Origin of the sequence: Flavobacterium fluvii (genome assembly GCF_900129545.1) — a bacterium.
Lineage (GTDB): Bacteria > Bacteroidota > Bacteroidia > Flavobacteriales > Flavobacteriaceae > Flavobacterium > Flavobacterium fluvii.
In genome coordinates this window covers 102,137-115,668 of record NZ_FQWB01000009.1, presented here as the reverse complement: position 1 = coordinate 115,668, position 13,532 = coordinate 102,137, and the positions used below count along the sequence as shown (strand labels likewise).

Genomic DNA, 13,532 nt, shown 5'->3' with positions numbered 1-13,532 from the left:
TCTTGGTGTTTTCATACTTATTTCAAATTTAAGGATTTTGAAAACACTCTCTTATTTTTTGTCTAAATCAGTCCACTTTTTGCTGACGATTTACATTTACTACTGTAGGTGCCTTGGCTGAACTAATTCCGATTAGAGAGAACAAGATAAAAAAGTATTAGAAGACTGTCCGGGTCTGATAAACGATACCGATAAGGATATGGTTTTTAAAATAGATGCGATGATTAGCCACATTTTGCATCTACCATTCCCGGAACAGTTGGATGATGATATTTGGGCGCAAAAATGGGCTCAAGTGCAATGGCTAGTTGAAAACAATATTGTAGCCCCAAAACAAATCTAATGAACCTAACAATCGATTTATCCTTACGCTATAAATCTGCTTTCGGAATGTTGGCAGCGGGCAAGGCCATAGAAAAAGTGTTCATTGATAAAACCAGTAAACAAAGTCCTTCTTTCGAAACCTATCCGCTTGTTAACTCAAGTGTTGAATATGTGAAAATGGAAATCCCTGGACTGGAGCCGATGGAATTTGATGCGATGTTGCACGGAGACCGAGGTCGAATTTTTGCACCGCCTTTGTTGATGGGCTTTTCCCAAGAGAAAACATTCATCGAAACGGAAGTCAATGACGATGATCCGGTAGTAGTGGAGCGTTGGGGTATGAAGCCGTGGGATATTACCATAAACGGTTTATTGATTGATGTCGATAACCGGGTTTATCCGAGTGACGAAATCAGGAGGTTAAACCAAAACTGGAAACGCCATGTTGTGGCCAAGGTAATTGGGAAGCAATTTGAAGAAAGGGACATCGATAGTTTGTATTTCAGATCAATCAATTTTACAAGTGTGGAAGGTTACCAGGACACGGTACAATTTACCATCCAAGCCAGTTCAATAAAAGCCGTGAATTTCACGCTTTTGAAACCGAATAGTTAAATGAATTACCTGTATCACAACATCAGTTTAAGGATTACGATTGCTGATAATTTACAGTTTACGGTTTGTCAATCTATTCACATCGAGTCGAGTGTTCAAGTTCTTGCAAATAATGCAAAAATTGAGTTACCAAGGGAGTTTAAAAATGCGGTTGACGAGGTGGGTAAATCCATCAATATTTCGGGTAAATCTATTTTAGATTTTATGAAACGTGGCGATGCCGTCAAAATTGAATTTGGATATGATGGAAAGCTTCAGACAGAGTTTGAAGGTTACATCGAAAAAGTAGGTGCAGAAACGCCTTTGCTTTTGGAGTGCGAAGATGAAATGTTTCAACTCAAGAAGGCTCCACGGATAACCAAATTTATCAAGTCCGGGAAACTGATTGACATTTTGAAAGCTGTAGTACCTGCCAAATACACGATTGAATGTAACGGCGATTACAGCATAGGAAAATGGCTTATTGAAGATGCCACTCCTTACAATGTTTTGGAGGAACTTCGAGACAAGGCAGGCATAAGAGCCTACTTCAAAAACCCAACGACATTGTGCGTGGGAATGATAGTGGACTTTAAAGCGGAAACGGTTCATAAATTCAATTTTAGTGAAAATGTTCGACGTGGCAGCAGTTTGAAGTTTGAGCAAAAAGAGAGCAAACCTTTGGAGGTTACGATTAAATCCAAGCAAAAAACAGGAAAAGAATTAACTTATTCTGTTGGCGAAAAAGGCAGCAATACAAAGATTATTACTATGCCTGATTTGACTCAAGAAGAAATGAAAGTTTGGGGTGACCAAACTTATAAATCTTTAAGTGTCGATGGCTTCGAAGGGACGTTGGACGGTTGGTGTGAGCCAAGAACCAAGCCCGGGGATGCAGCGCAATTGTATAGGCCATTTTATAAAGACAGGCATCAGGATGGCCGCTATTTTATTGAAAGTGTAACCATTGATATTAACGCTTCTGACGGCATTAAAAGAGCCAATAATTTAAGTTACAAGTTATGAGTGAATTCGATGAACTTTTTAAACTGGCTGTTAAAGGCGCAAGAGGAAAGAAAGGCAAATTTACCTTAACGGTTGGAACGGTTACGGCGGTTGAAAATGACACATGCACCGTGGATGCTTACGAAGATGTTCGCTTAAATGCCATCGTCGAAGAATTGGAAAGCCAGTTTACGGTTTACCCAAAAGTAGGTTCTAAAGTAGTCATTGGTCGATTGGAAAACGAAGACAATGCCTTTGTATTAGGGGTTTCGGAGATTGAAAAGGTGATCATTAAAATGGGTGATCAATTGTTCGAATTCAAGGAAGGAAATGTCACGATTAAAATCGGTGACCAGGTACTTGAAATGAAGTCCGGAAAGTTCAAGATAACCAATGGTACCGTAAGTCTTAAATCGATTTTGGACAAAGGTTTTGATCAACTGACTAAAGCCATCATAATGACACCATCGGGACCAGGGAAATTTTCCCCTGCAGATATTACGGTATTTACAGATTTGAAGACCAAAACGAATCAATTACTAAGTTAAAATGGCATTAAACGATAACGCATTCAAAACAAAAATAATCGCTCTCCAGGATGAAATGATTCAGGCAGATGATTATAACGCCGCAAAGGTTGTTTATGCCGAAAAGTTGATGCTGGCCATAAAGGAATACATAATGTCGGGAACTGTTTCCGTAACTGTAGCTACCACGGGAACGGCTGTGGCTCAAACAGGAACGGGAACCGGAACAATAAGTTAAAAATGAGACAGGATATATTGAGAGATGAAAGCGGGGATTTGGTATGTATCGATGGTGATTTATCCATAGGTCAAAGTGATCAACAACATGTTGAAGATATTATTGACTTGCAACCGGGCGAACTCAAAGAATTTCCTTTTGTGGGATTTGGAGCCATCAATTATATCAAAAAAACAATTACTGCAGACGAGTTTAAACGTGATTTAAAGATTCAGTTAAACTATGATGGTTATACCGATGCAACGATTGACACCAGTAATGGAATTGAAAATTTAAACATTGAAATATGATGAGAATAATAAATTATTTTTTTAAAGGATTTGGGTTTGTCGATTTGGATGAGTTTCTAAAGAGTGCTTTCGGATTCATTTACACCTCAATTCCAATTATCAAAATCGATTTACTCATGGCTTTTATGCTCTCATCTGTTAGTTTCTTGTTTGGTTTCAATCATTTGTTTTTAATCGCTTACGTAGTGTTGTTGGTTTCGGAATGGTACACGGGTGTACAGGCCTCATTGAAAAGAGGCGAACGCCACGAAAGCCGAAAGTTTGGCAGAATGATTTTGAAAATAGCGACCTATTTAGTGCCAATTTACATTCTGAACACCTTCGCCAAAAACTCGGATTTTCTTAAAATAATGGATGTGGAATTGGATCCTTTTGCGTGGTTGTATTGGGCAGTTTTACTCGGAATTATTTGGCAGTTATTGGTAAGCCTTTTGGAAAATTTGGACAGTCTGGGTGTAAAATATGCCAAGACGTTGATTCGCATTATCAATAAAAAGTTTTACAAACAATTTGAACTAGATGAAGATAATAGCACTACATAATCAAACCTTGTCCGATATCGCCATTAGGCATTGTGGAACGATGGAAGCGGTTGCTGAAATAGCAATTCTAAATAATATGAGTATTACTGATGATCCAATACCTGGACAACTCATTGCCATACCCGCAAAAGACTACGGAAATCAGGAAGTAATCAATTATTTCAGTGCGAACAAAGTGGACCCAGCAACGGCGATGAAAATTCCTCCAATTCCTCCGGGACTTGGAATAGGATTTATGAGACTTGGAATCAATTTTAAAATAGGATAAAATGGCACGAACAATAACGGAAATTCAAAATACAATGTTTACGGCCATTGCTACCGATGCTAATTTAGCATCACTTACTTCTACGAGTAGAGTGGCTATTTATCGTCTGTTTGTTTTTGTGGTGGCTTATGCCATTTGGCTATTGGAAGTGTTGTTTGATGTTCATAAAACCCAAATCGACACAGCACTTTACGAACAAAAATCAGGTACGGCAAGATGGTACCGTAATATGGCTTTGTCTTTTCAGTACGGTTTTGACTTGCTGTATGACAGTGATAAATTTGATAATGCCGGTTATACAATTGACCAAATTGAAGCTTCGCAAATTGTAAAATATTGCTCCGTCAAAGAAAGCTTTGAGAGTAATAAATTGACCATAAAAGTTGCCGGAGAGAATGGCAATCTATTGGCACCGCTGACGGCTCCACAACTTGAAAGCTTTAACGAATTTATGCAGGAAATAAAATACGCAGGTGTTAGGCTTAACATAGTGAATAATCCAGTAGATAAATTGGTTTTGATAATGGCAATTTATCGGGATGTTTTGGTAATTGACGAAAATGGAAATAGTATTTTGGACGGTGGCAAGCCTGTTGAGACTGCCATAAAAGCCTATATGAAAGCTTTGCCATTTGATGGTGAGTTGGTCTTGAATGATTTGATTGCGAATTTGCGAACTGTACCTGGTGTGGATAATGCCCATATTTTTAATGCTACATCCAGTCATTGGAATAGTGTTGGTTTAGGTTTTAGCGATTTTGCACCAATCAATGTCAGAACCACACCAACGTCCGGCTATTTTGAAATTGTGAATTTTGACAACGTGAGCTATGTGGTATGATATAGATTATAAGAAGTTAGCGGTATTGCTCCTCCCCACGTTTTTGAGGAAACCAGTACTTACGGCTTATTTGCAAGCTTTGCTCGTGCCTATTTCGCAATTACATTATACATGGTTGCAGAAAAGATTAGACGACTGGTATGTCTTGAATCATACAGGTAAGGTTTTTTCCTTGCGAAATGTTCTAAACGATAAACTAGATGTTGCCTCAAGGCGAATTTACATCACGGACGGTAATGCTTTTCCTCGAAAGTACATTTATACAAGAGCCGAAAAGAAGCCGGTATTTCTTGGTAAATTATTCATTTACCAAAATTCTGAATACTTGAATACAGGTGTTGATTTTATTGTTTTTGTGCCACAGGAAGTAATTGACACCAAAATAAATGAATTGCACTCACAGATAAGAAAATACAAATTAGCGTCGAAACGCTATCAAATACGACCTATATGAATAGATTCAATTTTATGCAAAGCATTGGTTTTCCAATTGAGTGTGATATTCTCGATGAAATGCAAAAGGCTTATACCCTTTTCAATGCACTGGGCTATATTTCGGGCAATTTTTCAATTATTTCAGGTTGCGGACTCGTTGGAACCACCGTTGCCGATGGTGTTGTTTTTATCAACGGCGAAGTGTTGGAGTTCATAGGAGGAACCGTTCAAACTAACGTGATAATTGTAGAGGCTATTGAGGCTTTGGAATTTGAAGATTTGAGTACACACGATGTTGTTTATCGCCGACACGCCACTTTTGGAACAGCAACCGAGCAATGGCTTTGGGCAGATTTTAAACCATCTTTCCCAACAAAGGATATTTCGGAAGCTCTCGCTTTGAAATTTGATGCAGCTGATTTATCTACTATTACAGATCGAATTACCGAACTCGAAAAGAAAAATGCTGTTTTCCAAGCGGGAGGCGGGATGGTTCTTTGGAACAAACCCGCCGCTGACATTCCTAATGGTTGGCACGAAGTTGTTAATTGGCGTGACCGTATGCCGTTTGGTTGGAATCCAGAAAATGAGGGTGAGAATGTTGGTGATGTTGGAGGCGCCGCCTCGGTTGCAGTTTCCGTTCCATTAAGTGGATATGGAGTTGGCGATGGAACCTCTGGAGGAACTTCGGGACTTTTGATTGTTTCCACGGGAGCCGCTGAAGTTGGCGAAAGCTTTGAGTCCGTTAAAAAAGTTTCAACCGCTCCGACAGCTGCCACCACTAATATTATGAATCCATATCGATTAGTAATGTTTATCGAATATATATACACCGCACCAACACTTTAATATTATGGGATTACAATCTTTAAATACGATAAAAAACTGGTTTAAAACCAATTTTATACCTACTCAAGCCCAATTTTGGGATATGTTTGATTCCTTCCGCCACAAGAGCGATAAAGTAGCCGCAACTGATGTGGACGGGCTTGATACCTTATTGGCTGCTAAAGCTAGTAATGCCGTTTTTCAGGCGCACACGACAGCTGAAAATGCTCACGCTGGGTTGTTTGGAGCGTTGAGAACTTGGGTTGAGAGTCAAATAGAAGGCGTAGTAGTTGATAGTGAAAACCTTGGGGCGTTAACACCTTTGAGTACTATTCCTGATACGATAAATGTTCACGGTTTTGCGGTTGAAGAGGGAACGTATGCGAATTGTGGCGGCGTGGTTGTTCCGGCTACTTCTTATGCTTTTATTTCAAGGGTTGCTGGAGTTTGGAAGATTACGGTTACGGAGTTGGATTTGGGGGGCTATGAAAAAACTATTGATACAAATAAAAAATTAAGTAGAAAGGCGAGCACTATTGTTGGTAAAAATAAATACAATAAAAACACGGTATATCTAAACCATTTTATGGGGGAAGATGGCACCATTTACGCAGGAGATGGTTTTTCAATATCTGACTTTATTGAAGTTAATCCGTTAACAACTTATACTCCAAGTGGTATGTTAAGATTTACGACATATTTTGATATAAATAAAAATGTTATAGTAGGTGGCGGCTCTTTTGTGAATTCATTTACAACTAGTGTTGATACAAAATATGTAAAAGTAACTTTATCACTAGAGGCGCAAATTCTTACTATGCAATTAGAAGAAGGAAATGCGGTAACTGCGTATGAAAATTACAAATACATTATAAAAAATGAGGAAAATATACCTATTGTTTTAGAAAAAGAAACCGTAGCACCTGAGCAAACGAAAGGAATATTGATACCTTCAAAAAACTTGTTTAATCCTGAAACATCTACGTTTAATTCGTTCATAAGTTGGTTGGACGGAAATATACAGGGAGGTTATCCTGATGGCGTTGCATCTGATTTTATATCTGTAATTCCGGGTAATATTTATTCTTGCAACTCAAATCAAACGTTCAAGGCTTTTTATGCTGCCAATAAAGTTTTTGTTTCCGGTTCACAATTCGGAACTTTTCCGGTGACAATTCCAGCAGGCTGTTACTACATTAAAATTACGGTAGGTTCTGGACAATTAAATACCTGTCAATTTGAAGAGGGAAGCACTCAAACAGAATATCACGTTCCGGGTTGGACATCTAAATACCCATATTATGGTACTTATACCCCTCCTGTTTTAAAAAAACTTGTAACAATCGGCGATAGTATAACTGAAATGAATGCGTGGCAGCCTAAAGTTGCAACTAAATTAGAACTTATACATACAAATTTAGGTATGAGCGGAACTTCATTAAGTGGTTTCGCGGATGGAGGTGCGCCCGGTCAAGGAATGTGGACAACTCAAAGAATAGCACAAATACCAGTTGATACTGATGTTATTATTTTAAATGGAGGTATTAACGATTATGCAAGAAGCTACGTTATTGGTAGTATTGATAGTACCAATACTGATGAGTTTTACGGAGCACTAAATAAATGGGTAGAAAGGGCTATGGAAAGAGCACCAAGTGCAAAAATTTTTATTGCTACGACTACATACGGAGAATATGGGGCTTTTTCGAGTAATCCAAATTACCAAGATAATAACGGTAAAACTAGTAAAGATTTTGCAGATGCAATGCGAAATATTGCTAATAAATACGGATTTCCGGTAATTGATTTCAGTAGAGAATGTATGGTGAATAAATGGAATAGACCTGCAATGGCACCAGACAATTTACATCCAAATGCTGATTATGCCGATAGAATGGCAAATGTTGCTATTAAAGCTATGACCAATTTAATATAGTTAAATAAATAATTCTCAGGAGGACAGGAAGTAAAAATAGTCCTCTAATAATCAAAACAAAAAGAATGAAACCACAATTATTTGTAGATAAATATCTACCACATGCAAGGAAAGTAGAGGAAAAAACAGGGCTTTCGGCCGTGGCCACATTGACACAGGCGGCACTTGAAAGTGCTTGGGGTGATGTTGCACCAGGGAATATGTTTTTTGGAGTGAAAGATACCGACGGAATCAACGGAAACGAACAGCTGATTACGACAACGGAGTACACTAGAAGCATCAATAACCCTATGCCTATTCCCATTTCTTCGACTCCTGTAGTTAGAAATGGCATTAAAATGTTTAAGCATAAAGGGAAAGATTATTTTAGAAAATATGCTACTCCTGAAGACTGTTTTAATGATCACGCCCAGTTCTTTTTCAAGAATAAACGATATGCCAAAGCTTTAAAAGTTTGTCGAGACTATAACAAATTTTTTGATGCCATTGCCGAAGCGGGTTATGCCACTGATCCAAATTATGCCGATACGCTAAAAGCCGTGTCTAAATCGATTGTAAAATTTGTAAAATAAAAGTATGAAAGCATTAGGATATATAGCGTTGGCGTTGTTGGTTCTCGGTTGTAAAACGAAAACCGTGACCCTTGAAACATCGAGACAAAAGGAACTGGAAGAAATGAAAAGGCACTTCGATTCGATGTTTCAGCAGTCGGTTAAACATCAATTGGATTGGCAAAAAAGCCAGCTGGCCATCAATAGTAATTTGGTTTTAACAAGTGTTTCGGAACTGGATAGTTCCGGTACCAGGAAACCATTTCATTATAAACATTTTGTTGATGGTGACCTGAAAGAAGAAATCTATTTAGAAGGTGGCGAAATCAACTCCCAAACCGAAAAAAAAGAGACTGCAGCAACCGAGAAAAAGGATGAAACCAAAGTCGAAAAAGGTAGAATTGAAGTTGATGTCGGCCAAAAGAAAGCGACTGATAAAAGCAAGGCAAAGAAAGCAAAAGTAGCTAAAGTAAAAGGCTTTCAATTTGGGTTTTACCTATGGTTGTTCGGCATTATAGTAGTGATTATAATTCTTGCTTGGATTGGTAAAAAGTTTAAACTTCCTGATAAGTTTATATCGCTTTTCAGTACAAAAGGAGGGTAAAAAAGCCTTCCAACATTTAAAAAAAACTCTCACATTCGTTTTAAATTAACACACCCAAGGTCGTTGGAAGGCATAAGTCTTCTAATGGTCTTGGGTGTTTTATTTATGAATGTGAGAGCAGCAAAGATACAATCATTAATCATCAATCAAAAAACGAATATGAATAAATATCATCAAATATTAGATCAGATTTTAAGTAAAGGCAAGAACCAGGATAACAATAAAGGTTCTATAAAATACTTATTGAATCAAACCCTTGAACTCAAACCAATTGACTTGCTTCAATTGTTCGAAGGGCATGCAGTGGCTCGGAAAAAATTAAAAGATGAGTTGGGCTTATTTATGGCCGGTGAACGTTCTACAAAAGCTTATAGGGATGTTGGAGTTTCGTGGTGGGATTACTGTGGTCCTATATTGGTCAATAGTTACCCTACTTATTTTGAGCAATTGCCAAAGCTTATTGAAAAGATAAATCGTGAAAAGCGCACATCAAAAAATTATGTACTGTTCTTGGGTTCTAACAACACCGAGAGCAATCAACAGCCGTGTTTAAGCCTGATTCAGTTCCAAATAGAGAAGGGAAAGCTTGTGGTTAGTGCTTATCAAAGGAGTTCGGATGCCAGTTTGGGATTACCATCGGACATCTACCATTTATACCTGATAAGCAAGCAAATAAACCTTGAATTAAAGAGTATTACGCTGTTCTTGGGGAACGTACATATATACGAGAACAACATCGAAAATACTAACCAATTATTAAGAGGAGAAACAGCAACTTTTACCCTAAATACCGGTATTTAGTCACTGCCCTATACACTATAAAGATAGTGTATAACAATCAATTACGCAAACATTTAAACAAAAAAATGCAAGAAAAAAGCAAAAAAATTACGCAGGCACCATTGCCATTTATGGGGCAAAAGAGACGATTTTTAAAACAAGTTAAGGCTGTACTGGACAACTGTCCGGATGATGCCACATACGTCGATTTATTCGGTGGTTCCGGGCTGTTATCGCATACAATAAAGCAACATTACCCAAAAGCAAACGTGGTGTACAATGATTATGATAATTATAGGTTGCGACTGGAGAATGTTGGTGCCACAAATAAGTTAATTAGTGACATTAGGACTATCTTGGTAGGCTGTCCAAAGGATAAAAAGATTGTGGAACCTCAAAAAAGTTTGATTATTTCAAGGGTGCTGCAGGAAGAACAAACAACCGGATATGTTGACTATATTACTTTGTCAAGTAACATAATGTTTAGTATGAAATATGTGCTATCCTGTGAACAACTGGCAAAGGAAACGCTGTACAATTGCGTTAGAATGAGTGAGTATAATACCGATAACTATTTGGATGGCGTTGTCATTGAATCACTTGATTATAAGGAATTGTTTTCGAAGTACCAGGACAGCACGAATGTCGTGTTCTTGGTTGACCCGCCATACTTGAGTACAGACGTTGGAACGTATAAGAATTACTGGAAACTAAAGGATTACCTTGATGTTCTTGACGTGTTGGACGGCACGAATTACATTTACTTCACATCCAACAAATCAAACATAATTGAGTTGTGCGAATGGATGGCCACCAAGCCGGCATTGTACAATCCTTTTGCCGGATCAACAACCAGTACGGTAAACAATCAAGTGAACTTCGTGTCGAGTTACACTGATATAATGTTACACAAGGTAAATTATGAGTTTAAATAGGTTTTAAACCACGTTTAAACTAAATGAAGAAAGCACTCGATATGAGTGCTTTCTTTTTGTATTTTTGCGGGCAAACCTGTTGCAAAATTCTGCATATTTGGTTTTGCCGATTATATTGGCTATTGGTTGATTAAAAAAATGGTTAAGTCAGTAAAATTGCTATTTATTAATACAGGAGGAATATGCTAGGTAGAAAACCATTTTTGTATAGTAAAGCTTCCACATAGGAAGCTTTTTTGTTTAAAAAAAAAATAATATAATACTGATAATCAGTATTATTTTGTAGTTTTAGAAAATGATAAAACACTACTTGCTTTTTTTATTTTTCTTATTTCAGGGTTTTACCTGTTTTTCCCAATCAGGTGCAATTGCCGAAAACAGTATGCAAAAAGGTGTTTTGGCTTATTCAAAAGGGGATTACAAAGAAGCTCTTGAGCTATTCCAAAAATGTGCCATCCTTTATAAAAAATCCAAAAATATAGAATTATTAGGCAAAACTTACAACAATCTGGGCAACACATTTTCAAGAATTGGAAAATCGGAACAGGCACTCACTAATTATTTGTCGGCAATAGCTTTTTCAAAACAAAGTCGTGACAGTCTGAATATTGCAAAAACATATAAAAATATTGGTACTGTATATGAGGAACAAAAAGATTTCAAAAGTGCCATGTATTATTATGATCTGGCCTATGATTTTGCCAAAAAAGTAAACAATGATTTGTTGATGGCTGATTGTGAAAACAATATGGGGATTGTTTACGAGCAACAGTACAATTATGTAAAAGCTTTGAAAATGTATTCCAATGCATTTGAAATTTACAAAGCCAAAAAGGATGAAGAGAAAATTGCCATGGTACTCAATAATCTGGCGATTGTTTACAAATATTTGAAAGACTACCCCAAAGCCGTAAAAAATTATGAAGCAGCAATTCTGTTGTCCAATAAGTTGGGTGACAAGTTTATGGTTGCAGCCAACCAAAACAATCTGGGCAATGTATATGAGCTTATGGGGAATCATTCAAAATCGCTTGAATTTTGTCTCCTTGCCAATGCCAATGCAAGGGCTATCCAGGCGCAAGAAGTGATCATTGAATCCTACGACGGTATTTCGACAGCTTATGAAAAATTACATCAATACCCGAAAGCCATTAAATACAGGAAATTATTCGAAGAGGAAAAATCCAGTTTTATAAATACGCAACGCACGACCCAACTTTCTGAAATGCAGGTGAAATTTGAAACACAAAAGAAAGTGGATGAAATTCTTGTATTGCAACAAGAGAGGAAAATTAGAAATCTAAAAATCAAGGAGCAGAATTTTCAGTTGACACGAAAAAACAACCAGATGATTGTTTTTTTTCTATTTGTATTTGGTCTTGTCGTAATTGCCTTGATATGGAAAAGCAGGCAGAAATTGAAATATCAATTGATACAGGAAAAAATCATTAGAGAAACTGAAGAGCAGGAAAGATTGCGGATTGCCAAAGACATCCATGATGATTTAGGTTCAGGTTTGTCCAAAATAAATTTTTTGAGTGAAATCATTTTCCAAAAGACGGAACACCTACCCGACATTAGAAATAGCAGTGAATCGGTAAAAGAAACGGCCAAAAAAATGATTGAAAACATGCGCGATTTGATATGGTCGTTGAATTCAGACAACAACACCATCGCCAATTTGGTTGCTCGAATGCGGGAATATACCACGGATTATCTGGAAGATTTTTCGATAGATTTAAAATATTCTTTTCCGGATGAATTGCCGCAAACCAATATTACCAAGGAAGCGCATCATGAATTATTCATGGTGGTGAAAGAAACCTTGAACAATATTGCCAAACATTCTAAAGCCACGGCAGTTTTTTTTGCGATAGAGATTTCATCGCAGAATCTGGTACTTTCCATAAAAGACAACGGAATCGGCTTAGATGAAAAGAACAAAAAAGGAAATGGATTGCGGAACATGAAAAGTCGGTTGGAAGCAATAGGAGGGACTTTTGATCTTGTTTCAGAAAAAGACCTTGGCACTGAAATTAGGGTTGGTGTGCCACTTCAAAAAATAGTGAAATAATGATTTGGGTTTTTAATGGTGATGATACATATACCATTTTAGTAGTAGTGTTGAATTTAGGGAAATAGCTAATTTTGTGTTGATGATAATACATGTTGGAATCGTTGAAGACGAAAAGGAAATAAGGGAAAGCCTTGCAGTTTTAATAAACGGCAGCGAAGGCTTTACTTGCGTGCATACTTTTGAAACTGCCGAAGAAGCCATAATTGCTATTCCGACATTGAATATAGACGTTGTATTGATGGATATTCACCTTCCGGGAAAAGATGGCATTCAATGTATTGCTGAATTAAAACCACAAGATGCTGCTGTTCAATATTTAATGTGTACTTCTTTTGAAGACACCGATTCTGTTTTCAAAGCGCTTAAAGCGGGAGCATCAGGCTATTTGACAAAAACCACCCAACCCTCCAAAATATTGGATGCCATTGTCGAAGTTTATAAAGGAGGATCTCCCATGAGCAGTCACATTGCCCGAAAAGTGGTTGACTCTTTCCATTCTTCCAATCGTGAAAACAGTGAAATGAAAAAACTATCCGAACGGGAGAAAGAAATTCTGCATCTTCTTTCGCAAGGACTTCGTTACAAAGAAATTGCCGACAAACTGTTTTTGAGCACGGAAACCGTCAGGACACACATTCGGAACATATATGAAAAGCTTCAGGTAAATTCCCGCACCGAAGCCTTGAACAAGACTTCTTCGAAATAATTCATTCTATTTTTATCTTTCATAAATTACTACTTTTTGGTTATTGTCTGG

At 37.4% G+C, this 13,532-nt stretch carries 18 protein-coding genes; all 18 read left to right on the top strand.

The genetic code is table 11. The annotated features are described in order from the left end of the window. The first annotated feature begins 220 nt into the window (after nucleotides 1–220). The 18 genes from BUC16_RS17945 to BUC16_RS16185 all read left to right on the top strand — a co-directional run bounded on the left by BUC16_RS17945 (nucleotide 221) and on the right by BUC16_RS16185 (nucleotide 13,481). Entirely contained in the window at nucleotides 221–343 is a 123-nt protein-coding gene (locus BUC16_RS17945) for a hypothetical protein (protein ID WP_262987421.1), read from the top strand. Further along, a complete protein-coding gene (locus BUC16_RS16265) occupies nucleotides 343–939 on the top strand; it encodes a DUF6046 domain-containing protein (protein WP_073371872.1) in 597 nt (198 codons plus the stop codon). Before BUC16_RS17945 ends, BUC16_RS16265 begins: the two co-directional genes overlap by 1 nt. Next, the gene (locus tag BUC16_RS16260) at nucleotides 940–1,944 is read left to right on the top strand and encodes a hypothetical protein (protein ID WP_073371871.1); all 1,005 of its coding nucleotides are present in this window, start codon (nucleotides 940–942) and stop codon (nucleotides 1,942–1,944) included. Next, nucleotides 1,941–2,471, top strand: coding sequence for a hypothetical protein (locus tag BUC16_RS16255; protein ID WP_073371870.1), 531 nt, complete (start codon nucleotides 1,941–1,943; stop codon nucleotides 2,469–2,471). The genes BUC16_RS16260 and BUC16_RS16255 overlap by 4 nt, the downstream gene beginning before the upstream one ends. Before the next feature lies 1 nt (nucleotide 2,472). Next, nucleotides 2,473–2,688 (top strand): hypothetical protein, encoded by a 216-nt coding sequence (locus BUC16_RS16250; protein WP_073371869.1) that lies wholly within the window; start codon nucleotides 2,473–2,475, stop codon nucleotides 2,686–2,688. A gap of 2 nt (nucleotides 2,689–2,690) precedes the next feature. Next, on the top strand, nucleotides 2,691–2,978 hold the full coding sequence (locus tag BUC16_RS16245; RefSeq protein ID WP_073371868.1) for a hypothetical protein: 288 nt from the start codon (nucleotides 2,691–2,693) through the stop codon (nucleotides 2,976–2,978). Continuing rightward, on the top strand, nucleotides 2,975–3,520 hold the full coding sequence (locus BUC16_RS16240; protein ID WP_244534383.1) for a phage holin family protein: 546 nt from the start codon (nucleotides 2,975–2,977) through the stop codon (nucleotides 3,518–3,520). The genes BUC16_RS16245 and BUC16_RS16240 overlap by 4 nt, the downstream gene beginning before the upstream one ends. Beyond that, nucleotides 3,498–3,788, top strand: a complete 291-nt coding sequence (locus BUC16_RS16235; protein ID WP_073371866.1) for a LysM peptidoglycan-binding domain-containing protein — start codon at nucleotides 3,498–3,500, stop codon at nucleotides 3,786–3,788. Before BUC16_RS16240 ends, BUC16_RS16235 begins: the two co-directional genes overlap by 23 nt. A 1-nt stretch (nucleotide 3,789) precedes the next feature. Further along, entirely contained in the window at nucleotides 3,790–4,629 is an 840-nt protein-coding gene (locus BUC16_RS16230) for a hypothetical protein (RefSeq protein ID WP_073371865.1), read from the top strand. 43 nt (nucleotides 4,630–4,672) lie between these two features. Then, nucleotides 4,673–5,083, top strand: coding sequence for a hypothetical protein (locus BUC16_RS16225; protein ID WP_141226189.1), 411 nt, complete (start codon nucleotides 4,673–4,675; stop codon nucleotides 5,081–5,083). Continuing rightward, nucleotides 5,080–5,913, top strand: a complete 834-nt coding sequence (locus BUC16_RS16220; protein ID WP_073371863.1) for a hypothetical protein — start codon at nucleotides 5,080–5,082, stop codon at nucleotides 5,911–5,913. Before BUC16_RS16225 ends, BUC16_RS16220 begins: the two co-directional genes overlap by 4 nt. A gap of 4 nt (nucleotides 5,914–5,917) precedes the next feature. Continuing rightward, nucleotides 5,918–7,828 (top strand): SGNH/GDSL hydrolase family protein, encoded by a 1,911-nt coding sequence (locus tag BUC16_RS16215; RefSeq protein ID WP_073371862.1) that lies wholly within the window; start codon nucleotides 5,918–5,920, stop codon nucleotides 7,826–7,828. A gap of 65 nt (nucleotides 7,829–7,893) precedes the next feature. After that, nucleotides 7,894–8,400, top strand: a complete 507-nt coding sequence (locus BUC16_RS16210; protein WP_073371861.1) for a glycoside hydrolase family 73 protein — start codon at nucleotides 7,894–7,896, stop codon at nucleotides 8,398–8,400. Nucleotides 8,401–8,404: 4 nt separating this feature from the next. After that, nucleotides 8,405–8,983 (top strand): hypothetical protein, encoded by a 579-nt coding sequence (locus BUC16_RS16205; RefSeq protein ID WP_073371860.1) that lies wholly within the window; start codon nucleotides 8,405–8,407, stop codon nucleotides 8,981–8,983. 105 nt (nucleotides 8,984–9,088) lie between these two features. Next, nucleotides 9,089–9,784, top strand: coding sequence for a thymidylate synthase (locus BUC16_RS16200; RefSeq protein ID WP_396181309.1), 696 nt, complete (start codon nucleotides 9,089–9,091; stop codon nucleotides 9,782–9,784). Nucleotides 9,785–9,849: 65 nt separating this feature from the next. Next, the gene (locus BUC16_RS16195; protein ID WP_073371859.1) at nucleotides 9,850–10,698 is read left to right on the top strand and encodes a DNA adenine methylase; all 849 of its coding nucleotides are present in this window, start codon (nucleotides 9,850–9,852) and stop codon (nucleotides 10,696–10,698) included. Between the two features lie 295 nt (nucleotides 10,699–10,993). After that, nucleotides 10,994–12,772 carry a tetratricopeptide repeat-containing sensor histidine kinase gene (locus BUC16_RS16190; protein ID WP_073371858.1) on the top strand — a complete coding sequence of 593 codons (1,779 nt, stop codon included), beginning with the start codon at nucleotides 10,994–10,996 and terminating at the stop codon, nucleotides 12,770–12,772. An 82-nt stretch (nucleotides 12,773–12,854) separates the two neighbouring features. Then, nucleotides 12,855–13,481 (top strand): response regulator transcription factor, encoded by a 627-nt coding sequence (locus BUC16_RS16185; RefSeq protein WP_073371857.1) that lies wholly within the window; start codon nucleotides 12,855–12,857, stop codon nucleotides 13,479–13,481. The last annotated feature ends 51 nt before the right edge of the window (nucleotides 13,482–13,532 follow it).

Excerpts from the sequence above, each read along its gene's own strand:
- BUC16_RS16240 (WP_244534383.1), top strand. The coding sequence starts at position 2,975 with ATGATGAGAATAATAAATTATTTTTTTAAAGGATTTGGGTTTGTCGAT.
- BUC16_RS16245 (WP_073371868.1), top strand. The coding sequence starts at position 2,691 with ATGAGACAGGATATATTGAGAGATGAAAGCGGGGATTTGGTATGTATC.
- BUC16_RS16185 (WP_073371857.1), top strand. The coding sequence starts at position 12,855 with ATGATAATACATGTTGGAATCGTTGAAGACGAAAAGGAAATAAGGGAA.
- BUC16_RS16205 (WP_073371860.1), top strand. The coding sequence starts at position 8,405 with ATGAAAGCATTAGGATATATAGCGTTGGCGTTGTTGGTTCTCGGTTGT.
- BUC16_RS16220 (WP_073371863.1), top strand. The coding sequence starts at position 5,080 with ATGAATAGATTCAATTTTATGCAAAGCATTGGTTTTCCAATTGAGTGT.
- BUC16_RS16255 (WP_073371870.1), top strand. The coding sequence starts at position 1,941 with ATGAGTGAATTCGATGAACTTTTTAAACTGGCTGTTAAAGGCGCAAGA.
- BUC16_RS16230 (WP_073371865.1), top strand. The coding sequence starts at position 3,790 with ATGGCACGAACAATAACGGAAATTCAAAATACAATGTTTACGGCCATT.
- BUC16_RS16260 (WP_073371871.1), top strand. The coding sequence starts at position 940 with ATGAATTACCTGTATCACAACATCAGTTTAAGGATTACGATTGCTGAT.
- BUC16_RS16195 (WP_073371859.1), top strand. The coding sequence starts at position 9,850 with ATGCAAGAAAAAAGCAAAAAAATTACGCAGGCACCATTGCCATTTATG.
- BUC16_RS16265 (WP_073371872.1), top strand. The coding sequence starts at position 343 with ATGAACCTAACAATCGATTTATCCTTACGCTATAAATCTGCTTTCGGA.
- BUC16_RS16210 (WP_073371861.1), top strand. The coding sequence starts at position 7,894 with ATGAAACCACAATTATTTGTAGATAAATATCTACCACATGCAAGGAAA.
- BUC16_RS16235 (WP_073371866.1), top strand. The coding sequence starts at position 3,498 with ATGAAGATAATAGCACTACATAATCAAACCTTGTCCGATATCGCCATT.
- BUC16_RS16250 (WP_073371869.1), top strand. The coding sequence starts at position 2,473 with ATGGCATTAAACGATAACGCATTCAAAACAAAAATAATCGCTCTCCAG.
- BUC16_RS16200 (WP_396181309.1), top strand. The coding sequence starts at position 9,089 with ATGAATGTGAGAGCAGCAAAGATACAATCATTAATCATCAATCAAAAA.
- BUC16_RS17945 (WP_262987421.1), top strand. The coding sequence starts at position 221 with ATGATTAGCCACATTTTGCATCTACCATTCCCGGAACAGTTGGATGAT.
- BUC16_RS16190 (WP_073371858.1), top strand. The coding sequence starts at position 10,994 with ATGATAAAACACTACTTGCTTTTTTTATTTTTCTTATTTCAGGGTTTT.
- BUC16_RS16215 (WP_073371862.1), top strand. The coding sequence starts at position 5,918 with ATGGGATTACAATCTTTAAATACGATAAAAAACTGGTTTAAAACCAAT.